The organism is Salinivibrio sp. ML198 (assembly GCF_001996015.1).
Taxonomy (GTDB): domain Bacteria; phylum Pseudomonadota; class Gammaproteobacteria; order Enterobacterales; family Vibrionaceae; genus Salinivibrio; species Salinivibrio siamensis.
Genome location: NZ_MUEZ01000014.1, coordinates 17,640 through 43,428 on the forward strand (window position 1 = coordinate 17,640; position 25,789 = coordinate 43,428).

18 protein-coding genes are annotated in these 25,789 nt (G+C 51.4%); 6 read left to right on the forward strand and 12 right to left on the reverse strand.

Features of this window, described 5'->3' with window-relative positions; translation table 11 throughout:
• Positions 1-132 precede the first annotated feature (132 nt).
• Positions 133-1,881 (forward strand): GNAT family N-acyltransferase, encoded by a 1,749-nt coding sequence (locus tag BZG25_RS10960; protein WP_077639063.1) that lies wholly within the window; start codon positions 133-135, stop codon positions 1,879-1,881.
• A 71-nt stretch (positions 1,882-1,952) separates the two neighbouring features.
• On the opposite strand, the gene BZG25_RS10965 is transcribed toward BZG25_RS10960, so the two are convergent.
• The 5 genes from BZG25_RS10965 to BZG25_RS10985 all read right to left on the reverse strand — a co-directional run bounded on the left by BZG25_RS10965 (position 1,953) and on the right by BZG25_RS10985 (position 8,716).
• Positions 1,953-3,725 (reverse strand): murein L,D-transpeptidase, encoded by a 1,773-nt coding sequence (locus BZG25_RS10965; RefSeq protein WP_198535222.1) that lies wholly within the window; start codon positions 3,723-3,725, stop codon positions 1,953-1,955.
• A gap of 150 nt (positions 3,726-3,875) precedes the next feature.
• Positions 3,876-4,973, reverse strand: a complete 1,098-nt coding sequence (locus tag BZG25_RS10970) for a DUF1513 domain-containing protein (RefSeq protein WP_077639064.1) — start codon at positions 4,971-4,973, stop codon at positions 3,876-3,878.
• The gene (locus BZG25_RS10975) at positions 4,963-5,976 is read right to left on the reverse strand and encodes an imelysin family protein (RefSeq protein WP_158010256.1); all 1,014 of its coding nucleotides are present in this window, start codon (positions 5,974-5,976) and stop codon (positions 4,963-4,965) included. The genes BZG25_RS10970 and BZG25_RS10975 overlap by 11 nt, the downstream gene beginning before the upstream one ends.
• A 25-nt stretch (positions 5,977-6,001) precedes the next feature.
• Entirely contained in the window at positions 6,002-7,399 is a 1,398-nt protein-coding gene (locus BZG25_RS10980) for a di-heme oxidoredictase family protein (protein WP_077639066.1), read from the reverse strand.
• Positions 7,400-7,459: 60 nt separating this feature from the next.
• A complete protein-coding gene (locus tag BZG25_RS10985; RefSeq protein ID WP_077577750.1) occupies positions 7,460-8,716 on the reverse strand; it encodes an imelysin family protein in 1,257 nt (418 codons plus the stop codon).
• Between the two features lie 413 nt (positions 8,717-9,129).
• Here BZG25_RS10985 and BZG25_RS10990 point away from each other — a divergent pair, with 413 nt between their 5' ends.
• Positions 9,130-9,627, forward strand: a complete 498-nt coding sequence (locus tag BZG25_RS10990; protein WP_046073151.1) for a MarR family winged helix-turn-helix transcriptional regulator — start codon at positions 9,130-9,132, stop codon at positions 9,625-9,627.
• A gap of 285 nt (positions 9,628-9,912) precedes the next feature.
• Here BZG25_RS10990 and BZG25_RS10995 read toward each other — a convergent pair whose 3' ends face one another.
• A complete protein-coding gene (locus BZG25_RS10995) occupies positions 9,913-10,773 on the reverse strand; it encodes an aldo/keto reductase family oxidoreductase (protein WP_046073798.1) in 861 nt (286 codons plus the stop codon).
• 289 nt (positions 10,774-11,062) lie between these two features.
• On the opposite strand from BZG25_RS10995, the gene BZG25_RS11000 reads away from it, so the two are divergent.
• The 3 genes from BZG25_RS11000 (at position 11,063) to BZG25_RS11010 (ending at position 16,477) form a co-directional block, all read left to right on the forward strand.
• Positions 11,063-11,560 carry a GNAT family N-acetyltransferase gene (locus tag BZG25_RS11000; RefSeq protein WP_046073797.1) on the forward strand — a complete coding sequence of 166 codons (498 nt, stop codon included), beginning with the start codon at positions 11,063-11,065 and terminating at the stop codon, positions 11,558-11,560.
• 100 nt (positions 11,561-11,660) lie between these two features.
• Positions 11,661-13,976 (forward strand): methyl-accepting chemotaxis protein, encoded by a 2,316-nt coding sequence (locus tag BZG25_RS11005; protein WP_077639067.1) that lies wholly within the window; start codon positions 11,661-11,663, stop codon positions 13,974-13,976.
• A 185-nt stretch (positions 13,977-14,161) separates the two neighbouring features.
• Complete coding sequence (locus tag BZG25_RS11010) at positions 14,162-16,477, forward strand: methyl-accepting chemotaxis protein (protein ID WP_046073149.1); 2,316 nt, start codon at positions 14,162-14,164, stop codon at positions 16,475-16,477.
• A gap of 55 nt (positions 16,478-16,532) precedes the next feature.
• On the opposite strand, the gene mukB is transcribed toward BZG25_RS11010, so the two are convergent.
• From mukB to cmoM, 4 genes are read right to left on the reverse strand one after another with little or no spacing between them, the layout of a single operon-like run.
• Positions 16,533-20,984: a chromosome partition protein MukB gene (mukB, locus tag BZG25_RS11015; protein WP_077639068.1), complete on the reverse strand. Its 4,452-nt coding sequence runs from the start codon at positions 20,982-20,984 to the stop codon at positions 16,533-16,535.
• Positions 20,981-21,712, reverse strand: coding sequence for a chromosome partition protein MukE (gene mukE, locus BZG25_RS11020; protein WP_046073147.1), 732 nt, complete (start codon positions 21,710-21,712; stop codon positions 20,981-20,983). Before mukE ends, mukB begins: the two co-directional genes overlap by 4 nt.
• The gene (mukF, locus tag BZG25_RS11025; RefSeq protein WP_046073146.1) at positions 21,693-23,057 is read right to left on the reverse strand and encodes a chromosome partition protein MukF; all 1,365 of its coding nucleotides are present in this window, start codon (positions 23,055-23,057) and stop codon (positions 21,693-21,695) included. Before mukF ends, mukE begins: the two co-directional genes overlap by 20 nt.
• Positions 23,054-23,863, reverse strand: coding sequence for a tRNA uridine 5-oxyacetic acid(34) methyltransferase CmoM (cmoM, locus tag BZG25_RS11030; RefSeq protein ID WP_046073796.1), 810 nt, complete (start codon positions 23,861-23,863; stop codon positions 23,054-23,056). The genes mukF and cmoM overlap by 4 nt, the downstream gene beginning before the upstream one ends.
• A 115-nt stretch (positions 23,864-23,978) precedes the next feature.
• On the opposite strand from cmoM, the gene elyC reads away from it, so the two are divergent.
• The gene (gene elyC, locus BZG25_RS11035) at positions 23,979-24,752 is read left to right on the forward strand and encodes an envelope biogenesis factor ElyC (RefSeq protein WP_046073145.1); all 774 of its coding nucleotides are present in this window, start codon (positions 23,979-23,981) and stop codon (positions 24,750-24,752) included.
• Between the two features lie 86 nt (positions 24,753-24,838).
• Here elyC and kdsB read toward each other — a convergent pair whose 3' ends face one another.
• Both kdsB and BZG25_RS11045 read right to left on the reverse strand, forming a co-directional pair.
• Complete coding sequence (gene kdsB, locus BZG25_RS11040) at positions 24,839-25,606, reverse strand: 3-deoxy-manno-octulosonate cytidylyltransferase (RefSeq protein ID WP_046073144.1); 768 nt, start codon at positions 25,604-25,606, stop codon at positions 24,839-24,841.
• On the reverse strand, positions 25,603-25,785 hold the full coding sequence (locus BZG25_RS11045; protein WP_046073143.1) for a Trm112 family protein: 183 nt from the start codon (positions 25,783-25,785) through the stop codon (positions 25,603-25,605). The genes kdsB and BZG25_RS11045 overlap by 4 nt, the downstream gene beginning before the upstream one ends.
• Positions 25,786-25,789 lie beyond the last annotated feature (4 nt).

Sequence of the window (25,789 nt, forward strand, 5' to 3'; positions counted from 1 at the left end):
ATATGCGCCTCACTATGCCACGCTGTCATCAGTTTGCAACTATGCTGCCAAGGAGGTGTCACTTTTACTATCTAGGCTAACGTCAGGATATCTGGATAAATCAGATGCGCATTTTTGCATGCAGGGTTGCTTATGTTAGATGTTGATAAAGTTCTATCGTCTCATTATCCCCAACTAGAACAGCGTGACTGGCTAAAACGTCCCGTCAGTAAAACCCTTAAACGGTTACTTCATGAGCAGGAGTTTCAAGCCTTTGCTGAGCGGTATCCTCATCTGCAAGGGTTTGAGTTTGTTGAGCAAGTGCTCGATTACTTTAACTTTAGCTATCGGGTGAGTGATCGCGAGAAAGAGCGAATTCCCGAATCAGGACGTGTCGTGATTATCGCCAATCACCCTATCGGCTCGCTGGATGGACTAGCGCTGTTAAAACTGGTGCGCTCTGTCCGACCGGACGTCAAAGTGATTGCTAACGATTTATTAATGCAGGTTAAACCGCTCCACGGTTGCTTGTTGCCCGTCAACAATATGGGGGGATATACCCCGAAACAGAACCTACAAAACATGACTCAGTGGCTGGAAAATGACGGAGCAATCATCATTTTCCCCGCCGGTGAAGTGTCACGGGTTGCGCCAACCGGGATCCGTGATGGCGCCTGGCACCCTGGCTTTTTACGCATGGCAACCAAATCAAAAGCGCCCATTCTCCCAATTCACGTCCAGGGCCGTAATTCAGCCCGTTTTTATGGCGCATCCATGGTATATAAGCCGCTCTCTACCCTGTTGCTCGTCGAGGAAATGTTTCGCCAAGAGAACAATACCATTGCTTTTACCGTCGGCGAATTAATCCCACACCACAGTTACAGTGCTACTGCCTCCCTGCCCGTCAAAACACGCGTTAAGTTATTCCATAAGCACTTGTATCGTATTGCCAAACGCAAGCCTGGCTTGTTTCCCACAGAGACAGCCATCGCCTCTCCCGAGCCTCGTTTAGCGCTTAAACAAGCCCTCAATGCTGGCCAGCAACTCGGACAAACACCGGATGGTAAACTGATTTACTTACTCGACTATCAAGCAGACTCCCCTGTCATGCGCGAGATTGGACGATTACGTGAAGTCGCTTTTCGTGCTGTGGGAGAAGGCACAGGTCAGCGACGTGATCTCGATAAATATGATCAGCATTACTGGCATTTGGTCCTTTGGGACCCCGCCGAACTCGATATTGTGGGCGCCTACCGCTTATGTGACACCCAAGCGACGCTCACCGCCCAAGGGATTGATGGGATCTATAGCGCGAGTTTATTCGATTTTGAGCAAGGCATGCAGCCGTATCTTGCACAGGGGCTGGAGCTGGGACGTAGTTTTGTGCAACCTAAATATTGGGGCAAACGGAGTTTGGACTATTTATGGCTTGGTATTGGCGCTCTGCTCGCGCAGAAGCCACAATACCGTTATCTGTTTGGTCCAGTCACCATCAGCAACGCCATGCCACAGGCGGCTAAAGAATTGCTCATTTTCTTTTACCGTACCTACTTTACTGGCGAGAGCGAGTGTGCACGCTCTAAACGCCCCTTTGAACTGGCAGACAGTAAAGAAAGTGAGCTTCTGGGTCACTTCTGCGGGAACGATTACGCCAAAGACCTTAAACAACTTAAAATGCTACTCGATCACTTGGGCGTCGGGATCCCGACCTTGTATAAACAGTACAGTGAGTTATGCGAACCAGGTGGTGTCCAGTTCCTCGACTTCGGCGTGGATCCTGACTTTGCCGATTGTATTGATGGTCTTGTTTTGGTCGATCTTAAGCGCTTAAAACCCAAACGCTATCAACGCTACATTGCCCCTCACCTGAGCCACCAGCCTAACGCTGATACATCTCGTTGAGCTAACGACAATGGCGTGACTCGCCTATACCGACATGAAGAGAGCCGCGGTTATACGCGGCTTCCTGGTGGCTATTGCGCTTGCATCTGCACAGAATGACGCTGCTGGGTTAAATAACTGGGCTCTTGTGTGGTGATCTTACGTTTTGCGGGAACATCATAGGCGTACACGTCATCACGAAAGGCCAATTCCCCTTCATCAGTGACCCAAGCCGTCTGGTAAATGGTCTGTACCGCTAAACGTTTTTTGAGCGGTACCCACTTGGTCTGGGTTTTATCAATATAGTACTGGTAGTCGGTCAGCTGCTTACCCGATAAATCCAATAATAAGTCCGCCAGTTGCTCCGCTTGCTCGACACGGATACAGCCGGAACTAAATGCACGCCGTGACCGGCTGAATAAGCTTTGCGCTGGCGTATCATGCAAGTAGATAGCATTACGATTGGGCGTGTTGAATTTGTATTTTCCGAGGGCGTTCCCTCGACCTGGTGCCTGCTGAAGCCGATAGGGAAACCCGTCGACTGACACTTTTTGCCAATCAATCGAGCTAGGGTCAATCTGGGTGTCACTTTGCCAATTGGGCAAAATACGATATTGATGCTGAGACAAATACTCGTGCCCATCTACCAGTTTGGGCAGGATATCTTTTTGCACTATGCTCCGAGGCACATTCCAGCTTGGATTGAGTACCACAGAGTCGAGTCGTGACGAGAACAAGGGCGTGCGTCTAGATTGGCGTCCGACCACCACTTTGCTCTCGAACACATTCTGATCGTTAGACCACAGGCGCATACGATAATCCGGGATGTTGACCACAATGCGATCCGGTTGTTGCTGGGGCCATAACCGTAACCGCTCCGCATTAAGCGCCAGCAGCCGGATCCGCGCCGACGCATCTAAATTAAGCCATTTCAACGTTGACGGGCCAATGATGCCATCCACACTCAGTCCGTGTTGTGACTGAAACCGTTTAACGGCATCGAGTAGATCGCCACCATATTGCACCGTTTTACCATCCAGTGCCTCTAACCGTTGACTGTTCCCCCAATATCCCTGCACCCGCAGGTTATCAACTAAGTTGAGCGCCAAGGGGATCGCTACCGCTTGGTCAGGGTAAATCAATCCATCGCTGGTCACGCTGGGCCACACTGAGCGGGCTTGACGTTGCAAGCGAACAATCTGCTTAATCAGCGCGGTATATTGCGGATGCTGAGGCCGAAGCTTGCGCAGAAAAGCGGGCAACGCCGGCCCCAAACCTGCTTGAAAAAAGGACGCTCGCTGAGACTCGGAGGGCTCGGGCAGTGGCGTGTGATGCAAAGAGCCAAAAAACCAACGCATACCTTTATCGGACACCGCATCCAGGTAACTCATCAAGGCATACGCGGTGTCGGTAGCAAAAATATCATACGCGGTGTCGCTACCCTGCTGGCGGAGTTGGCGAAGTTGCCACGCGCGCCACTCAAATTCCGGACTGAAGCTGGCCAATGAAATCACATTAACTTGCGTTGCAAGCTCGTCCCGCGCTGTATCCTGGGTCCAAAGCAGAGAAAACCCATTATCGAGATAGTCTTGAGTCAGCGCTGAGGGATAGGCCAAAACAGTGGCATCGGGGGCGGCCGACTCCAACCAATCGCGCGCATACTGATAGGCGCGTTGACGATGATCGTCAGCCGACAGGGTTTGCTCAGCCGACGCCGCTTGATCTGAGGCCGAATGCGCCGAGGTGGATGGTGCCAAAAACCGCATGCCACCGGCCTCGATCGCCTCATTTGCCACAACGGGGTTTACCCAAAAACAACATCCTATCAGAAGGTTAGCCAACCAGGCACCGTGCCTTCTCACCATACGCCCCTCCTCATCCATGCTTTAATTATGGCAAATTTTGCCCCCGTCTCGACAAAATCATCGCCTGATTTTTTCTCGCCCCCCAACCCGCAATGAAACAAAAAGCGGCAGCCTCTCCAGACTACCGCTTTTCACGCTACCATGCTTTCATTACACCAGCGTTATCCAATGATTATCCCATCGTACTGGCGTCATCTGATAATCGGGATGATGTGCGCTATCAAGGGTCACCATTTTGCCGCCCCCTGAACTTAAGTTGATCACATCACCGTCACGACTGGCACCAGAGGCATCCACTAATGGATGCAAACCTATCATTTTTTTCGTGTCTAATGACCAGACACCGTAGCAATTGCCTCTGGGTGAGGTCGCCACCACCCAGCCATTGAGTGTCGCGATACTCGCCACATAGTTGTTAAATCGAGCCCATTGCTCAGGGGTGGCATTGAGCATTTTCATCGGCTCACCACGACGGTGAATGGCCACCAAGGGGGCATTATCCTGACCATGGTATTGCTGCCCCGTCACCACATAGCCTTCATCTGACACCATCAAATGACGAATACTCAGCTTTTTATTGGCTAATTCAGCACGCTCAACCACCTCACCCGCGTCGATGTCGATGTACACCAACGCCGGTGACATTGAATCGATGTTTAGCACGGTGCGGCCATCGGTATGCATGCCACCGACCCCCACCACCAGTGTGTTCGCATCCGCCAGCGCGATTTCATGAGGACCAATCCCAAAGCCGCTTATCTCACGCACTTTTTTCACCTGGCCGTGCTCGCTCAGTCGATAAACACCGACCACGCCCTCGCTGGTTTGACGTTTTCCTTCAGTGGTATATAACCATTGACCATCATCAGAAATCACGCCATGACCGTAAAAGTAGCGTTCTGCGCTGGCCGCCACCTGTGACAACGTCACGCCACGTTGATAATCAAACACCTGCATAAAATGACCGGGCCGACGCGCAAATGCCACACCCAGTGTCCCAACCTCGCGACGTTGGGCGGCGACACCATGACCGCGCGCGGGTAACGGAAGACGGAAGACGGGCTGTCCCATACGGTCAGCGCCGACAACCGCGAACGTTCCATCACTGCTCAGCGCGCAGCCGAGTAGCTCACAACGCGCTGACGTGCTGTTGCCACGACAACCACTCAACGCATTCACCACTGTAGGCAGCGCCGCTCCCATCAGTGCCGCTTTTAATAAACGGCGTCGCTTTAAACTAGTCTCCATCTGATGCATTAAACCCGACGATAATACCTAAATCTTGCGCGACCTGACCGCCTAGCACCAACTTGAGATATTCTAGATTGTTGTAGACGGTGAGCATGTCTCGATACCCTGCGACGCTATTTAGCCTGTCAAATAAGGGTTCGCCATCTTGTGGCACGCTGTTATATGCCAACTGCCAATGCTCGCTGACACGATCCGCGACCTCATCATAACCTCGCTCACGGAGGGATTGTTCAATGCCACCCTCAGCGTGATATTGGGTTTGCATCGCTTTGATACTTTGGCGTAACAATGTGAGAGAGTGCCGTGAGCGCCACGCTTCACCTTGGTAAGGGTTAGGAAAGCCCGGTTTACCCAGAGGGCCAGACAGTTTCTTCAGCACATAATCCAGCTGATGGGTCAACGCACCGAGCTTTTCTGATACCGCCATCGAAGGCGGCATGCCATGCCAAGGATTTTGCTGCCAAGCCGCATTGAGCGCAGATGCCGTTTGTTGCAAGCGAGCACTGACCGCCATCGCCACTTCACAGTGTTTCGGTTGACTTAAGTCAGCTTGCTGATCATAAAGCAACCACTCCATCGCGCCGACGCCTTGCACGGCCACACTTTGCTCGGCCAATGCCTCCGCGGTCCACTGTGTATCACTGGCCAGCAAGGCATTAATTTTTCGCCCTGTGGTATTTTTTTTGTCAGGATAAAACTGAATACGCCAACTTTGCGCCAAGGCGTCCTCAGACCCTTTTTCTACCCCTTGTAACGGCATCCAATTGGCCATCACCGTCTTCCACGCTTGGCGCGCATCCTCAATGGGCGTATCCTGAGTACAGACCGATTGCGTGGTCTTAGCCAGATCCGCGGTCGCAGAAAGGAACTGCTCACTTCGCTGCTTTTGTAGTTGCCATAGGCCGTGATTAGGCCCAGTCTCGGCTTGAGATAAACACCCACCGAGTAATACCGTGGCGCTCAGAGAGAGCGCGGCGATAGGATTGAGTCGAAAACGCATGCGACAAGACTCCAGCATATTGTTGTTATAATGAACGTAAAAACGCGATCAAGGCGTCACGCTCAGCTTTCGGCATCGCCAGCACACGCTGTTTCGCACTGGCGGCTTCGCCATCATGCCATAAAATGGCTTCCATGAGGGTACGCGCGCGACCATCGTGTAGGTAGGTGGCATCCGCATTCACTTCTTTGGTATACCCAATGCCCCATAGAGGCGGTGTGCGCCACTCTCTGCCGTTGGCGATAAACTCTCCACGATGATCCGCTAGCCCCGCTCCCATGTCATGCAAAAGCAAGTCTGTATAGGGGTGAATACGTTGCTCGCTGAGCGCCTGAAGCGCTGGACGCTTTGCAGTGGTAAAAGACGCCACATGACACGCATTGCAGCCGGCTTGAACGAAGGTATCTTGTCCCTTTTTCACTGCCGGATCCTGCATATTGCGACGTGCTGGCACAGCCAAATGACGGGCGTAAAACTCTACAAACCCGAGGATATTGTCGCTGACTTCTGGATCACCACCATTGGGCATCTCGTCGCACACAGACTGTGACGGCATACAATTATGATGAGGAAACATGGAGGTGGTTAATCCCACATCGCCATTGAAGGCCGCGGCGTTTTGTTGGTTAACCGTGGGTAATCCTGCTTTCCAACCAAACCGGCCAAGCGCAGTGCGTTGTTTTTCGATATCCCACACTTGATTTGGTCGTCCTGAGATCCCATCGCCATTGGCATCATCAGGATCAGCCAGGGCGTAAATGTCTTCCGCAGGAATGGATTCCAACAGCCCCAATCCAATCATCGGAGGCGCAATCCGCGCCGACATCTGAACATTTTCTGCCATCGGCCCATAATTAAGATCGGTGACCGTTAAATGTGGCTGACGCAGAGTGACAGTCTCACCATCGGCAAAGGTCACGGGGACCGCAGAATAGGTAATGGCGACCTTTCCTTCTGGCTTCGCGCCTGGCAGTGCAAAGTCTTGCAACTGACCCCCATAATTTGGCTCGGGAATATTGCCATATTGGATCAATTTCTGCCTTTCTGCTTCGCTCATTGCCGGCACACTCAATCGCACCAACATAGACACGGCGTTGGTATCGCCAGGAGAAGGCGGATGCCCACGGCCGTCTTTAATATGACAATTTTGACAGCCATTGGTATTGAACAAAGGGCCAAGCCCATCACGCGCATCGGTTGAAGCCGGCGAACTCACCCAGGGGTTACGAAAAAAACTGTTCCCGACACTGAAGTCGATGCGCTCGCTCATGGGTAGGTTAGCGGCAGGTTGGGAGAAAGCGTTGGCACCTTCTTTAATCACCGTGGTGCGGCCACCAGAGGTGCGTTCAAAAGCAACCGCTGACGCGCTCACCAAGGCACTGATGCCGATTGCACCGAGGTAAACAATGACTTTGGACTTCATGTTGTATCCTGACAAAGCAAAAAGCCCCGCGGCACGGGGCTTAACATCATTAGCGGACAATTAGAATTGATGGTCCGCGGTATCTGGGTTGAGATTATCAATGCCGATGATCTGAGCGGCTTTCTCAATGTGTTTGGTTTGGTCAACCAGTGCGGTAATGGATGCATTGACGAGTTGGTTACCGTCATTGTTGCCCGCCGCTATCAATTGATCAAAATGCACATTGTCTTCTTCCGCTGACACAACCAGCGTTTTGACTTGCTCACGCGCTTGGTCAAAGCTTGTCTTGATCGCGCTTGCCGCGTCAGTATCTTTGTCTTTGACCAAGTCGAGCACTGATGGCCCGGTCAATTTGCTGCCATCAACACGCTGATAGGTTCCCATCATGACATTATAAATGCCTTGCTCGTTATAAAAATGCGAATTGTGGGTATTATCAGAGAAACAATCGTGTTCGTCTTCGGTCGAGTTGGCTTCCAATGCCACCTTCATGCGCTCGCCGGCCAACTCGCCCAACGAGAGTGACCCCATACCAAACAGCATCTTACGTAAACCGTTCTCGCTCGAATCCGCCAATAGCGTCGCGCGATAGTTATCTTTATTACCTTCCGCCCACTGGTCGCGCATCCAGGCTAAATCATCCACCAAAAGATCGGCGGCCGCTTTCAAGTACTCGCGGCGACGGTCGCAGTGGCCGTTCGTGCAGTCTTCCCCGTAAGCAAAGTCAGAGTATGGGCGCTCGCCCGCACCTGGGTTAGTGCCATTTAAGTCTTGCCCCCACAGCAAAAATTCAATCGCATGATAACCGGAAGCAACGTTGGCTTCTGACCCACCTACCTCATTGAGACTTGCCAACAGTTTTGGCGTAATGTCAGCCACGTCTAAATCGGTCGCACCAATTTGAATACTCTGGTTGGCAATAATGTTTGCTGTCGCACCGGCATTCCCCAGCTCTGCTTGGTAACCGTCTGCCACATAATCAATCAAACCTTCATCCAATGGCCACGCGTTCAGCTGTCCTTCCCAATCATCAACAATCGCGTTGCCAAAACGGAACACTTCTGACTGCTGATAAGGGACTCGCGCGTCTAACCATGCTTTTTTTGCTGCCTGAAAGGTTTTTTGAGAGGGGCTGGCAGTAAAAGCCTCAATAGCCTCATCGAGCGCGACCGCTGTCGCGTGGGAGTCTGCGAATACCGCATGCGCGATATCTGCGTAATGTTCAACAACGTCTTCTTGCGTCGCCGCATTAACACCCAGAGGTGCGGCAAATAAGGAAAGCGCGATAAGGTTACGCTTAAAAGGGGTCATTTCCATAGTACTTTGTCCTTCGCTTTGATATGAACAGTTATGAGAACTATTATCGTTTGTATGCGAGAGATTCTAAGCATTATGTTACTAAATGCAACAAAGAATTGAGGCTATTATCAAAGCTGTGATCTCCACACTCTAAGCATGGTTTAATGCAACTTGTTGCAACGCTGATCCGACCTCTTGACTGCTTAAATTGATGACTATGTGGCACTTTTTGCGCCTGCTCACTGAAACAGCTAAAAATAACAATAAATTAGATTTAATTTGAACTCTAAGGGTTATAATAGACTGAAAGCACATTGATTATTTGATAGTGAAAAAAACCATAAAAAGTCGATTTTTCTCTCGATGCCTTTGCACTCCAACCGCGGGTATTGTAAGTTTCGTTGGCGATTTTTTCTGGTGGAGGTGAGTAAATGGAAAAACACGAAGAAGTACTGGTTGCGCTGCGGCAAATCATCCGCGCAATAGACCTGCATTCACGAAAACTTAACAAAGTATCCGGGATCACTGGCCCCCAACTTGTCCTAATGCGTGCGATTAAAGAGCTGGGCCAAGTGACCATTCGTAAGCTCTCGACCCATACCAATATGAGTCAGGCAACGGCAACGACCATTCTTGATCGTCTAGAAAAGCGCGGGTTGATTTTGCGTGTTCGCAGTGAGCTTGATAAGCGTAAAGTGCATGCCCACTTGACCGAGCAAGGGGAAGCGGCGTTAGAACAAGCACCCAAGCCCCTACAAGAAAACTTTATTTCACGCTTTCAAAGTTTAGATGAGTGGGAGCAATCGTTATTGCTGTCATCGGTACAACGTATATCTTCGATGATGAACGCCGATGATATTGATGCGGCACCGATGCTAGAAGTGTCTGCCCTCACCTCACATAATTCGCAATTCCAGGCAAAAAAATAATGGTCTCCGGCGGGTAAACAGGATGTCTCCACCGGTCCACCTGCCTACTACGGCGTATTAAAAGCAAGTGGCGTATTAAAAGCAAAGGACGTTCGCTTTTTGTCGCCATCAGTCATGCACTGGCTCTGCATGCGACACCCAGTCGCACCATTTACCGTATAGCAGTTTCCACTCATCCGTTATCAATGCGCCATATTGCCCCTATTCCGTCCCCAGACAATCCACAAAAAAAGACGGCTAATAGCCGCCTTATGGCTTGAGAGTCAGTCAGTTACACGCTGTTATTTAAGGTACATTGTGTCCTTTTGACGCTACCCATATCCGATACCATTGCTCGCGCGTGAGTTTGAGGTCGTAAGCCGCTTTGGCTGCTTTGACACGTTCAATATTGCCCGAGCCAATGATCGGCAAAGGTTGAGACGGATGACGCATCACCCAAGCATAAATAACCTGATCGATCGTCGCACCACCGAGCTCTTCGCCAATAGCATGCAAGGTATCACGTACCCGCACAGCCTGCTCAGACTCGCCGTTAAACATCTCACCGCCTGCAAGACAAGACCACGCCATCGGTTTAATACGCAAGCGCTGTAACTGATCCAGGGTCCCGTCATGGACCACATCAAAACGTAGCGGGTTGATTTCAACTTGGTTGGTGACCAAGGATTCATCCCAACGAGACTGAAGCAGGTCGAACTGTGCAGGCGTAAAGTTAGACACGCCAAAGTGAGCCACCTTGCCATGATGACGCAACGTGGTGAATGCTTCAGCCACTTCATCCGCATCCATCAACGCGTCAGGACGGTGGATCAGTAACACATCCAGTTTTTCCACGCCCAAACGAGACAATGAGTTATCTACCGACTCCAAAATATGCCGGTAACTGGTATCGTAATGGTTGATTTTGCGGTTTGGAGCCGCTTCACTGACCAACTTGATATCGCACTTCGACACCACTTGGATATCGTCCCTCACGCTGGGATCAAGCTTCAGCGCTTGGCCAAACAGTGTTTCACAGCGGTAGTCACCATAAATATCCGCATGGTCGACCGTCGTCACCCCCAAATCGATATGCGCCTTAAGAAAGCTTAAACGCTGCTGCGGTGTCATTTGCCAATCATCCAGTCGCCAGTAACCTTGCACCATGGGCGAGAAAAACGGACCGACCGGAGAAATAGATGTCGCTTTAAACTCTGACAAAACGGATCCTTTATGCCGAGAAGTGGAGCTATCATGCTAATCCTATCTCCCGCCACCCTCAATGCCTTATCGAGCATTTTGTTAGCCTAACAGTGCGTTCGTTTGTTTTCGCGCAAAGGGCAGCACTGTTTGGGTGTTAAATGTACAACAAGTGTTTAATTTATCACCAACACTTGGCGAATGCGGTGAACTTCGTTATCTTATGTCGCGCAAAAAAAGCGAAAAGGAAGCGAAAATGCTTATTCGACGCATGGAATTGCGTGATTGTGACGCGATCAATACGATTTATAATTATTACATTACACACACTGCCATTACGTTTGACTTGTGCCCATGGCAATTAGCTGAACGTAAACAATGGTTCGCTCAGTTTGATCCGTCCTCCTGCTATCAAGCCTGGGTGGCAGAGCAAGACCAACAAATCCTTGGCTTTGCTTACAATACGCCTTTCAATCCCAAGCAGGCTTTCCACATCGCCTCAGAAATCACCATTTATGCGGCCCCCGATGCCGGTGGCCGTGGGGTTGGCTCGGCATTAATGCAAACCTTGCTCGACGGAATGCGCGATAAGGCCCTGCGCCGCGCCTATTCTCTCGTCACGCTACCCAATCCAGCGTCATTGGCATTGCATCGTCGCTTTGGCTTCCAACAAGTTGGACAGCTAAATGATGTCGGTGAAAAATTTGGCCAATACCACAGTGTGGCAATGCTAGAGTGCGACCTAACGGTTTGAGCATGTTATTTCCCTATCGAATAAGCCCCCACCTCCACTTTACGCCAGTAAGGTGCCTTGATTTGATGCCGTCATAACGACGTTTCAGGAGTTTAGTAGTATGAAAGTTCGCACCAAGGTTTCTGCGGCGATCATCTCCGCCTGTGTTATTTGTATTGTCGCCACCGCCGCGGTGTTGGCAAACCGAACCACCACACTGTTTGGCGATGAAATGCGAGAGCAGGCGATTAGCCAGCTTAAAGCAGTACGCGAAGCCAAGCACTCTGAATTAACCAGTTATTTTTCATTTATCGGCCAGCAATTAACCTCAATGGCCGACTCCACCATGACCGAAAATGCGGTGACCTCTTTTAGCCAAGCTTATCGACGCTACAGTCGTGAAGTCCGCACCGATAGAGCGGCCCGGCGCGCGCTGCAAGACTACTACACCGACACCTTCGGCGATGTTTACAAAGCGCGCAATGATACCAACGCCAATGCACGCTCCAACCTCGCAGCGCTAGCCCCTGCCACGCGGACACTGCAGCAATTTTATATCAGCGGCAGCCCCCATCCTTTGGGCGAGAAAGACAAGTTGGTGACAACCAATGATGGCTCCACGTATGACAAGGTGCACACTCAATATCACCCCAACTACCATCGCTTTGCCGAAACGTTTGGCTACCAAGACATCGTGTTAGCCGATGCCAATGGCCGTATCGTCTATTCAGTGGCCAAAGAGATTGACTTTGGAACCAGCTTATTTGCTGGTCCCTACGCTACCAGCGGCATGGGTGACGCCTTCTTAGAGGCGATTGATGCAAAAGCCGGCGACATCAGCTTTGTGGATTATCGCCCTTACTTTCCCAGCTACGATGAACCGGCCTCATTTATCGCCACCCCTATCGTCGAAAACGGCGAAACGCAGGGTGTACTCATCTTTAAATTGCCGATTCAGCGTTTAAGTGGCGTGATCAGCGGTCAAGGCCAATGGCAATCCGCAGGCTTTGGACAAAGCGGCGAAATGTTTATGGTGGGGCCTGATAAAGTCCTCCGCACCGAAGCGCGCGCTTTACAAGAGGACAAATCTGAGTATTTACACTTGTTGCGCACCAATGGCGTCAAACCCGACTTGATTCGCCGCATTGAGTTCACCGATACCGCAGCGGGCCAAATGCCGATGGCATCCCAAAGCATTGCGCAAGCGCTGGCGGGCGAAACGGGTACTGGCAAAGAGCAGAGTTATCGCAACCAAACCGTCTATACCGCTTACTCACCGATTGATGTCTTCGGCAAGCGTTGGGCGCTGGTCAATCAAATCAGTCAGCAAGAGGCGCTATCACAAGTCGCTGCCATGCAAGACACTATTTTAAAAGCGACGGTTATTACCTCGTTGGTACTTGTTGGCGTGGCGATCGTAATTGCCTATATTCTCGGTGGCAATATTGCCAAACCAATGATTGCGGTCACTACACGGATCAAAACCATTGCAGAAAATAAAGATTTAACCCAACGCTTACCTGATAGCGGTAAAGACGAAATGGCACTGCTCGGCCGCTCGCTCAATGACATGTTCGCCAGTTTCCAACAGGTGATTCAAGAGGCGCATCAAGCTTCTGGGTTACTCGGCCAAGCCTCTAACGACATTAATCAAGACGTGGTCACTATGCGCGATAGGGTCGCCGACCAAGTCAAGCATACCCATCAAGTTGCCTCGGCAGCGACAGAAATGGCCACTTCCGTCACGGACGTTGCCCAATATGCAGACCAAGCCTCCACCGCGTCTGATGACATCACGCAAGCCGTCAACACGGGCTCAAAAATTGGTGACGACCTGGTTGAGCAAATCCGCACCTTGTCATCGAGCATGGATGCTGCAACAGCGACCATGGGTCGCTTATCGCAACAGAGCAAAGAAATCGGTACCGTACTGGATGTGATTCAAGCCATTGCCGAGCAAACCAACTTGTTGGCACTGAATGCGGCGATTGAAGCGGCGCGCGCGGGCGAGCAAGGCCGCGGGTTCAGCGTGGTTGCCGAAGAGGTGCGCACCCTCGCCTCACGTACCCAAGACTCGACCGAAAGTATCCGCGATAAAATTGCCGCATTACGTCAAGAGACGCAGTCAGCGGTGGCAGATATGGATACCACCAGCCAAACCGTCGACGCTTGTGTGGATTATTGTCAGCAAAATAACGCCGCACTGGTTGATATTGCCAACATGGTCACCGAAATCAATCAGATGACCTCACACATTGCCAATGCCACCCAGCAGCAAACGCAAGTGACGACAGAAATCAGCGAAAGCATCTCTGATATCGCGCAATCGGCTGAAATCGTCTCACAACGCACGCATGACACCGCAGAAACCGTCACCGGCTTAAGCCAACGGTCAGCACGTCTGGCTGATACTATCGGTCATTTCAAAACTGAGTAAATACTCACGCTACTTAGGGAGGTCATCGCACCTCCCTGCTTTTCTCACTGCCTGTCTAGAAACCACCCATTACGACTGATTAGCTAGACACACGCTCACCATTTGTTCAAATTTCATCCCCTTTTCTACGCACTTTTTATCCGCCGTGACTAGATTCAAAACGTGAGGTAGGAAGGAGTGTCACGATGAGAATCAGTAATAAGATCACGCTCGCAATCGTTGCGGCATCATTAACCTGTGTTTTAACTATTGCGGCTATCTTAGCGTTTAGAACCATCGGCTTATCATCACAAGCACTTGATAAGAAAGTAAAATCGCAACTAACGGCGGTGAAAGCGTCGAAAAAGTCGGAAATAAGTAATTACTTCAAGTTCATTGGTGATCAAATTAATACGCTGTCAGACTCCACCATGACAGAAGATGCACTGGCACAATTGGCACAAGCGTTTAACACCATCGCCGCAGACACTGCCAACTCCCCTAGCCAAGAGAGCCAACTGGCCAGTTATTATCGCAATCAATTCGGCGCGACCTATCAAGAGATTAACGATACATCCACCGACGTAATGGGAAGGTACAATCAGTTACCTGATGTAGCTAAACGGCTGCAACACGCGTATATCAGCGGCAACCCCCATCCATTAGGAAGTAAAGATGCCATGGCGAAAGCCAACGACGGCAGTGTCTACAGTGAGATCCACAGCGTCTTTCATCCCAACTTTCAGCATTATTTAAAGACCTTCGGCTACTACGATATTTTCCTGGTCGATAATCAGGGCAATATTGTCTATAGCGTTTACAAAGAGCTGGATTACGCGACCAACCTGTTAACCGGCCCGTATTCAACCAGTGGCTTGGCTGATGCCTATAAAGCGGTACGCAAAGCGCCTCAGGGTGAGCTGGGCTTTATAGACTTTCGCCCTTACTATCCCTCCTACGACAGTCCAGCTTCATTTATCTCGAGTCCAGTTTATAAAAATGGTCAGCAGATCGGGGCGTTGATATTTCAAATGCCGATCGATCGTATCAGTGAGCTCATTAGTAATAATGGTCAATGGGCAGAGTCAGGGATGGGCACCAGTGGTGAAATATTATTAGTTGGTCCCGATAACCTATTACGCACGCAGCCACGTCTGTTGAGTGATGATAAAGACGCCTACCTCAGTGCACTAGAAAGCCAAGGGCTTAATGCCGATACCATTCACCGCATTGATTATCAAAACTCCGCCGCTGGTAACCAACCCCTCGATAACCCTGCGGTAAAAAGAGCGCTACGGGGAGAGCAAGGGTTTGTCACGCAAACGAGCTATCGTAATACTGAGGTACTGGCTTCTTATTCGCCCATTGACGTCTACGGGGTGACATGGGCGGTGATCAGTCAGCAAGACACCGATGAAGTCTTTACAGCCATTACCAAATTACGCACAGACATCGGCGTTGTGACCGCGTTTACGGCAGTGCTGCTAGGCAGTCTCGCCGCACTAGCAGCGTATTGGTTGGGTAAAAGCATTGGCGCGCCTATCTTAAAACTCGCCACCAATATCAAACAGGTGGCAGATAGTAAAGATTTGACGATCACGTTGCACCATACCAGTAAAGATGAGCTCTCTACGTTGGCTGACAGCCTCAACGAAATGTTCCAAAGCTTCCGAGACGTGATTCAAAAAACACACGACGCGTCAAAAACCTTGTTGTCATCAGCCAACGATATCAGTGATGACGTAGTGGCTGTACGTGGGCAAGTGGACGAGCAAGCCAAAAGCTCGAACCAGGTCGCTACCGCTGCCACACAGATGGCCGCCTCCATCAGCGAAGTATCAGAGCATGCGAGCAATGCCTCTGAAGCGTCTGACACGATTACCCAAACCGCCAATGAAGGCAGCCAAAAAGGCGAAGCCTTGGTCAGCCAAATGCAAACACTCAAAGATCATATGGACAAAGCCACCCGCTCGATGGAGAAGCTATCACACGAGAGTGAGTCCATTGGGTCGGTGTTGGATGTGATTCAAGAAATTGCCGAGCAAACCAATTTGTTAGCCCTCAATGCGGCGATTGAGGCGGCCCGTGCTGGTGAGCAAGGACGCGGATTTGCTGTGGTCGCTGACGAAGTGCGCTCTTTGGCGACACGAACCCAATCCTCTACGGAGGAAATTCGTGCCAAGGTCGACGCCTTGCAACAGGAGACGCGCGGTGCCGCCGATGGGATGACCCAAGCCAATGACGCGGTGACCCAAAGCGTTGAGCATTGTCACGAAAACAACGACAAGCTGGGGCAAATCAAAACCATGATTGAGCAAATCAACGAGATGAACATGCAAATTGCCACCGCAGCCAACCAGCAAACGCAGGTGACCGATGAAATCAGCCAAAATGTCAACACGATGGCACAATCGGCGGATCATGTTTCAGAGCGTACGCGCAACACTGAACAAACCGTCAATCACTTACGTGAACATGCCCGTACCCTGGAAGCGCGGATCAGTCACTTTAAAACCGACTAAAACCCAAAGGGGTCGGCCTCAAGGTCGACCCCTTCGTTTTCGCCTTGTCTGACGATTATTCCATCACCGGCTCACGCTCTAGCTCCCGACGCTTCTCTTCACCAAACCCGCGCAAGCCCACAACATGAACGTGCTCGCGGTCATTGAAGATTTTACGGACCAGTTTATACGTCGTGCCTTGCTCTGGGCTGATGTTTTCTGGTGCCGCAATCAACAGCTGCATATCTAAACGATGACACAACTCAAACAAGGTCGAGATCGATTTGGCATCCAGACGGGCCGCCTCATCAAGGAAAAGTAAGCGACATGGGATCACATCTTTGCCACGCAGTCGGCGTGACTCCTCTTCCCAGCTTTGGATCACCATCAGCAAGATTGCTTGGCCGGTACCAATCGCTTCACCGGTCGACAACGCGCCGGATTCCGCTTTCAGCCAACCATCCGTTCCACGGTTGACTTCAATGCCCAAGTCCAGATAGTTACGGTAGTCCAATAGCTCTTCGCCCAGTGTCTGCGGGGCACGTTGTCCCATTTCAATATGCGGGTTCAAACGTTGGAACAACTTGGCCATCGCTTCTGAAAACGTGAGATTTGGATTGCCGAATAAATCTTGGTGCTGGTCAGCATGTTCAGCCAAGCCCATCAGCAACTGTGCATGGGTTTCACGGATAGACACATTGAGGCGCACGCCTTGCACTTGACCAAAGCCCACGTTCTGTAGCCCTTGGTTGAGCATACGGATCCGGTTTTGCTCGCGCTGAATGGTCTTGCGAATAATGTTGGCTACCGACTCGGAGCTGATCGCCAGACGTTGTTCACGCTGCGTGAGCTCTTCAGTGAGCCTTGCCAGCTCGACTTCCATTTCCTCAATCGCTTCGACCGGATCATCGGTGCGAATAATGTCGTGACGGATACGCTCGCGCAAATGCTGATACACAGCCACATAGAATAAGACTTTACGCTCAGGCCGTCCGACATCCTCCGACGCACGCAAGGCATCACGCAAGGTTTCATTGTCAGCGACCGCAAGGCGCAATGCCCCCAAGGATTTATCCGACAAAGAGCGAAGCTCGTCAGCTGACATGTACGCCATTTCTCGACGATGCAGTTGTTTTTCCACCCCGTTATCGCGCGCAATACGCAGGACACTGCACCAACCCGCTTTGGCGTTGACCACAAACTGACGAAGCGCTTGGTACTGCTTGAGCAGTTTACGCAACTCCTTGGTGAGCGACTTGGTTTCCATGTCCAGTGACGTAATGCCACGCGAGAGTTCACTGTGACGCTGCCGGGCCTGATGCATTTGCTCGTACAAGGCATCACGGCGGCTTTGTGCGCGCATTAAGGCGTCTTCATCCGCTTGCACACCTAACTCACCGAGCTCTCGCTTAAACTCGTTCAGCGTCTCTTGCTTAGACTGATGGGCACTTTTGAGTGAGGCAAGCACCTGGTGATATTGACTCGTCTGCGACTGAATTTGCTTGAGCGATTCACGTTCACGTTGGCGCACCTGCTCGGCATCTTTCAGTTTGGCTTTAAGCTGTTCGTTAAGCTCACTGCTTTGCGTCAGCATATCTGACGCATCTTGATAGGCAAAATGCGGACGACGCTCCGCTAAATCGGCAACAGCAAACACTTGCTGCTTAATCGCCTGCAAGGCGTTATCCGCCTCTTGGTAGGCTTGCTCCAGCTTATCAAATTGCTCAGGGTCACTGTCGAGTGTTGCCAGGCTGGTTTCCAATGCCGCTAAGGTTTCTCCATGTTGCTGGATAAAGCCTTGTGCCTCTTTCGCCGTCTCTACGCGCGCCATAGCCGCTTGCAAGCGTGCCTCAAGATTATCCTCTGTGAGCGCCTCGGCACAGTAGCGAAGCTTATCGAGGATTTGTAGCGCTTGCTGACAACGCGCCACCTCCGCCTCGTGTTGTGCCAACACTTGCTTGGCATCGTTTATCGCTCGCTGAGTCTGTGCGCGTTTTTCGCGGCAAGCGGCGATCGCCTGCTCAGGATCGGGCTCAAACGCCACCGTGAGATGCTCGGCAATAAATTGGCTAAATGCGTGTGACAGGCGTTGCCACTTTTGTACATCAAAGGACGCTTTGGCGTGCTCTTCAACCAAGGCCTCCCGTTGTTCACGTAGCTGCTCAAGGCGGTGCTCACGCGCAGCACGACCAAACAGTGGCGTGGCCGGGAAGCGAGAATAACGCATTTGCCGATCGTTTAGATGTACACACACGGCACCCGACAGCTCTTGTGCATCAAACACGCTATCATCAAACGCATCGGCATCCCCCTCAATGATGTATAAGTCATCAGGGCAAGCGTCCAAATCCGTGAGCTTATCCTTTACGCCTTTGAGATCGGGCACCACGATGGCATGCCGCGCCGGGCCATAGAGTGCGCTGAAGTAAGGGGCGTCATCTAGGGTAATATCATCATAAATTTCAGAGAGTAAGGTGCCACCAAGGGTATCGGCGAGACCTTGCAATTGTGCATCGTCGCTGCCACCAGGCTGCGCCAATTGCTCAATCGCTTGTTCAATGTCTGCTTTTTGTTTGCCCAGCTGATCTTGGTGCTGCGTGCGCGTGCGTACCGCCTCATGCGTCGCATGCATCGCCTCCATGACCGCTTGACTGTCCACCAAGCTTTTTTCAGTTTGGCTTTCCAGTTTGGTCAAGGCGTCATTGGCCGCAAACCAAGTCGGTGCTTTGAGCTCAAGATCTTGGATTTGTGCGTCCACCGCGTCCTGTGTCCGCGCGAGCTCACGCAGTTGTTCGGCTTGGGTGTCTTTTTCCTCTTGCAGCGCCTCACGTCGCGCTTGCTGCAGCGCCACGGCTTGCTCGACCGCTTCACTGTTAGCCAGCGTTTCGCCCGTTAACGTCTGATACTCCGACACTAACTGGCTCGCGTGCTGATACTGCTCAGCCCGTTGGCTCAATTCGCGCTGTTCATACTGGCGCTGCGTCAGGCTATCGGCCAGATAACGACGCTCTCTACCCTGTTCAACCCAACGCTTGGCGGCCTTGCCAGCCTCAGCACGGTGCACGGATGGATCAAGACGGTGCAAAAGACGTAAGCCCTGTTCAAACTGATTGGCCGTGGCCGAAGCAAGATCGCGTTTGTGTTTGAGGGACAAAACCCGATCCGTTTGTTCTGACTCTTGCGTTTTCAACGCGTGTAAGCGTGTCGTGGCCTCGTCTGCACTGAGGGTCTCATCGTCAGTGAGGCGACGGGCCGTCTCCAAGGCATTAAGGGCTTGTTGGTACTGCAGGGAGCGCGTTTGTTGCGTGTTGAGCGCTTGTTGGTAGTCGGCAAGCTGAGTCTTCAGACTATCCACTTCCTCTTCACTCTGCGCCGCGCGCAATTCGGCGTCAGCAAGCTGCTCTGTGGCCTCTTCCACCACCATGATTTGCTCTTCGAGTCGCTCCGACAACTCGAGCAAATCTTCCTCATAACGCTCAATTTTTTCTTGTTGGCGCATCGCCGATTGCACCAACTGCAGATGATCGGCCGCCGCTTGGTGATCTTGCTCGAGATGATCTTGCCCGGCTTCCAGCTCGGCTAATTCTGCGCGCATGGTTTCCGCATGCTGCTGCTTTTGCTGCAATGTCTGTTGTGCGGCGTTCAGCTCCGCCCGCAACGACAGCGCTTGTTCCAGCTTGCTTCGGCGCTCATTGGCATGACGCATGTAGTCCGAGGCCACATAATGGGTCGCTTCCGTGATCAAATGCTTAAACAAGTCACGATCGCGCTGCGTCAGCTTAATCGCCTCAAGCGTCATACGGTTTTCTTTCAGCGCCACTTCCATGTCTTGGAAGGCTTTTTTCACACCACCATTTTGTGGCAACAAATACTCGCGCAACGACTTGGTGATTGCGCTAGAAATGCCGCCGTAGAGTGACGCTTCAATTAATCGATAAAACTTGCCTCTATCTTGCTGGGTGCGCAGCTTTTTCGGTAGCACGCCAAATTCAAACATTTGCGCGTGATAGTCGGTGACCGAGTTAAAAGCTTTAAAGTGCGCGGTTTCATAGGCGCTCGCCGCCTCTTTTACCTCGTTCAGCTGGCGTACACGCGCTTGACCGTTATTTAAGGTCTCGACCAAGACATCGGTTGGGGCCACAGAAGAAGGCAAGCCTTGTAAAACGAACGGCTTGATATCCACCTTCTTATCACGCCCTGCCACTTGTTGAAGGCGCACACCAAACAGCACCCGCTGTTGGCGTGAATTCACTACATCCAAGGCGGCATAGCAGGCACCTGGCTGCAATTTACCGTGCAACCCCTTATCACGAGAAGCACTTGAGCTGCCTGCCTCTGTGGTGTTACGGAAATGCAACAGGGTTTGGTCAGGGATCAACGAGGTGATAAACGCCGCCATGGTGGTCGACTTACCCGCGCCGTTCCCGCCTGATAAGGTGGTGACGAGGGAATCAATATCAAAGGTTCGTGCAAAAAAGCCGTTCCAGTTCACCATGGTGAGTGAGTGATACTTACCGCGCTGGCTCATACTGTCGGCTCCTCTGTTGTCTCTGTATCGGCATTGTCTGCGTCTTCATCCGAGTGCTCATCGAGCAAGCTTGATTGAATGTGCGCTTGGCTATGCACCACGGCTTCCCCGTCACGAATCAGACGCAATTGGGCTTCTTGTGGATCGTCACCGCTTCGTACATCGGCACCAAAACGGAACGTTGCTTCACTGACACGGAATTTACTTCCCTCACCAATGGGTAAGATCATCCCGAGACGACGCAAACGTCGCAGCGAGGTTTTCACTTTGTCGAAAAGCTTCTCACGGTCAAGATCTGAGCCTGTTGCGCGATGCGTGACCAACTTCATCAGTTTCTTCTCGTCAGCCAACGCTAATAGCTCATCAAAAAGCTCTTGGGTGGTAAAGATCCCCTCTTGGGCCAAGCGCTCTGGGCTTAAGTACAGAAAACAAAGGACTTTGCCAACCAGCATATCCAGTTCAGATAGCACGCTACGCCTAATTAAACTGGTTGAGCGAGGACGAAGATAGAAAAAGCCCTCTGGCGCGCGGACCAATTCAGCGTTATAACGCTGGTAAAAAATATTCAGCTCTTGCTCAAATTCCATCAGCAAGGCGTGGTTATCCAGATCGTCGCTGGCAATATGGCGGCCAGCACGCAGTGCACTGTCCAACGCCGGGAACAAAGGGTTAGCAATGGCTTTGGCCAGCCCTTCTGGCATTGGCTGTTCAGTATTTATCGATGACATTCGCTTGTACCTTAGCTCCGAAGTCGTTAATCGCCTGCCAATCAGGCTGAATCGCGTTAAGATCAGATTGGGAGTAGCCCATGCGGACCGCTTGGTTAATCACTAAGCGCGCGAGATCAAAATGGCGAGCTTGTGGGTGCTCGGCTAAGTAATCTTTCAGGACACGACCTAAGTCGATCGCTTGTCCGGTTTCTCGATGGCGGTTGAGCATCTGTGACACTTTCTGTGAAAGGCCATCGTCAACCACACTTAATTGTTCGAACGCCACCTCTTCTGGCATTTCTCCGGTGACTTCATCGTCACGTAACACCAAGGCTTCATCTCGCGTATCACGCAGTCGCTCAGCATCGGCATACGTTAAAAACCATGGCGCGTCAAAGTAGTCCGATACCGACTGACGTAAACGCTGGCTGAATGCACGGTTTTTATCCATATCAATCGCGGTGCGAATAAATTTATGCACATGGCGGTCGTAACCTATCCATAGGTCGATCGCTTGCTGTCCCCAGTTCACGATACGATCCAGCTTCATTTGCAAGCTGTATACCATGCGATCGACGAACTCAAGATCATCACGCCCCCGCACCACTTCTTGAATCTCAAGCAGCTGACTCTGAAGCTCATCCCCCGCGGCCTGCAGCGTTTCTTGTAACTCTTGCAAGGTACTCGAGGTTTCGTTGAGCAAGTATTCACAGTTAGCGATTGCGGCTTGCCAGTCCTGGGTGAGGAGCGCAGCAATATCTTCTTTTACCTGTTGTTGCTGCTCATCCATCACGCGCTGATTAAGATCGATGCGGTCAAAAATCTCGGCGACCGAGTACTTCAACACACCATAGACGTTATGACGCCAAAAGGTCGCATCCCCATCTTCTTCCGCCGCACGGCGCGCCTTAGCGATTTCGTCAGCCACCATAGACAGTTGTACCGACAGCTTTAGCGTTGAGTATTCACGATGACGGGCGTAATAGTCCGCAATACCTAGCGCCAATGGCGTGAGGCGGTAAATGCTATCACCATCGGTCATTTCACTGGTAAACCGGCTTAGCAACCGTGCTTGCACCATTTCGTTGATCGCATTGTTGGCGCGAAAAGCGACATTGCCAAGCGTGGCACCTTCACCGCTAACAAACTGCTCACTGACCAGTCGAAAGACATCCACGAGCTCATGCTCGCTCAGTTCGTCCTCCAACCGCTCTTGACTCATCACCGCCATTGCCAGCAAGAATGCCAAGCGCTCTGGCGGCAGGTTTAACCCTAAGTCACTTTGTTTTACCCAACTGACCAACTCAGGTACTGTCTGAGCGTCGTCTGTCCACGACTGGGAAGACTGAGCCTGATCACTCATCCGTTGTCCTTGTTTTTATCTTGATTGCTTGGGGCACTGTGCTGTCCCCATACATGGATATATCGCCCCAGAGACACAAATGGCTCTTGGCGGCAAAGCTGTTGCTCCAACGCCATGACCTGCTCAAAGGTAAAATCACCAATATTGGTATCACGCATATAATCGTGAAAGGTGCGTACGCCTGTTTTACCTTTGAGGATAATGTCACTGTCTTGCATCCATCGATACACGCTCTCTGGTTGCAAGCCTTTAGGTGGCTGAAGCTTAAACCGCTTACGATGCGGCATACCTTCCTCAACATGCGTGAGGTTACCGCACACGAGGTTCTTAAAGAGCAACCCGGTTTGGTTATAGAACATCACCGATGCGATCCCCCCCGGGCGCAGTTGCTTAAGCAAGTCTTTCAACACCTGCTCCGGCTCCGCGGTCCACTCCAGTACCGCATGAAATAAAATCACATCCGGCGGATCACTCAAATGGTCGCCAATCGTCTGCACCGACGAATGAACCAGCTGATACTGCGCAAGTAAGCCCTGTTGTTCAATCTCCTGACGGGCTAAGTCGAGCATTTGCGAAGAAAGATCACATAAAGTGACCCTGTGACCGCGCGCCGCCAAGTGCCGAGACATAGGGGCAACCCCACCACCGGCATCTAAAATATGCAGGGTCTGCTCAGGCGGAAAACAGTGCAGGATCTGCTCGATGTCCTGCCAAACGACCGCTTGGCGGATTTCGCCTTTGCCCGATCCATAAATGTTTTTAACAAATTTGTGGGCAATGTCGTCGAAATTTTTATCCTCAGTCACAATGGCATTCGTTATCATTGAGTGGTAGAAAGGCATATTCTGTCACAAGCCTTACGTTAATAAAGGTTTATGGCATTATTTGTGCCTCGTTTGACTATATTTCGGGCGACATTGCATGTTTGAATTAAAAAAACTTATCTCAACCTTGATAATGCCCTTGCCCGCGCTGTTATTGTTGGGTCTTTTCGGGCTATGCCTGCTTTGGTTCTCTCAGCGTAAAAGGCTGGCATCTTTTGTTATCTTCGTTGCGTTTGCTGGGATTTTTCTCACTTCGTTTCAACCGGTCGCCTCTGGACTCCTTCGTCCACTTGAGCGTCAATACACCGCGTTTCTCCCCACGGAAAAGCCGGTAGACTTTGTAATGGTACTGGGCAACAGTCATGTCGTAGATGACGCCATACCCCCAACCTCAGAGCTTTCTCGTGCGGCGTTAATGCGCCTCGCAGAAGGCATCCGTATTCACCGAATGTACCCCACCTCCAAGCTAATTTTGTCGGGCTATGACCATGGTTATGAAGTCAGCCATGCGCGTATGTTGGCACGCGTCGCAATGGCGTTGGGTGTCAATAAAAACAGTATCCTGTTGCTTGAAACCGCCAAGGATACATGGGAGGAAGCCTACCAAGCCGCATCGGTGGTTGGCAGTAGTAACCTAGTGCTCGTCACATCCGCGGCACATATGGATCGTGCCGTCTACGAGTTTCAAAGCGCTGGACTCGATCCCATCCCGGCTCCCACTAACTTCATGGCGCAAAAGCAAATTAAGCAGCCATGGATAAAATACGGCCCACGTGCGCAATACCTCGAGCAGTTCGAACGCTATTGGCACGAGCGATTGGGACAAGCGTGGCAACGTCTCCGTGATTTTATCGCTCAGCCGGCCAATTAAGGTCCCCACAGCACATCACCCACCAAAAAAGCCGCGATTGATTCGCGGCTTTGTTATTACCATTCCCAGTAGACGTAAAACCGCGCCTATGCGTTGCTATCTACGGCTAAATAAGCACGCACTGCCTCTAAGTCTGCTTGGGTATCGACGCCATGTGGGGGCGTCTGTGTGGCAACCGCCACATGGATTTTCTCGCCATGCCACAATACGCGCAGCTGCTCTAACGATTCAATCTTCTCCAACGGACTCGGTGTCCAGTGAATGTAACGGCTAATAAATCCCGCTCGATAACCATAAATACCAATGTGCCGCAACAATGCTTGTGGGATGTCGGGAGAGTCAGCCTCGAAATGGGTGCGATCCCAAGGGATGGTGGCGCGGCTGAAGTACAAGGCAAACCCTTTATGATCCGTCACTACCTTGACCACGTTGGGATTAAATACTTGCTCTTTGTCATCAATTGCAACTGCCAAGGTGGCCATCGGTGCCTGGTCATTCTGACTGAGGTTCTCCGCCACTTGACCAATCACCGCAGAGGGGATCAACGGCTCATCGCCTTGTACATTAACGATAATGTCATCTTCAGCAAAGCCATAGCGTTCAACCACTTCGGCTAAGCGCTCAGTGCCAGACTCATGGTCGGCACGTGTTAAACACACCTCACCGCCAAACGCCCGTACCGCCGCTTCAATACGTTGATCGTCCGTTGCGACAATCACCTGACTGGCACCGGCCGCTTGGGCGCGCTCATAAACGTGTTGGATCATCGGCTTGCCAGCAATATCAGCCAACGGTTTACCCGGCAAGCGGCTCGAGCCAAACCGCGCCGGGATCACCACATAAAACGGGCTCATCCCTGGACCTCTTCCAATGACATATCGCGAGCTTCTGATTCAAGCAGCACGGGAATACCATCAATGATCGGATAGGCAACACGATCAAACTTACAAACTAACTCATTGTTATCGCGTTGATAATAGAGTTTGCCCTGGCATGATGGGCAGGCCACAATTTCAAGCAGGCGGTGATCCATAGCG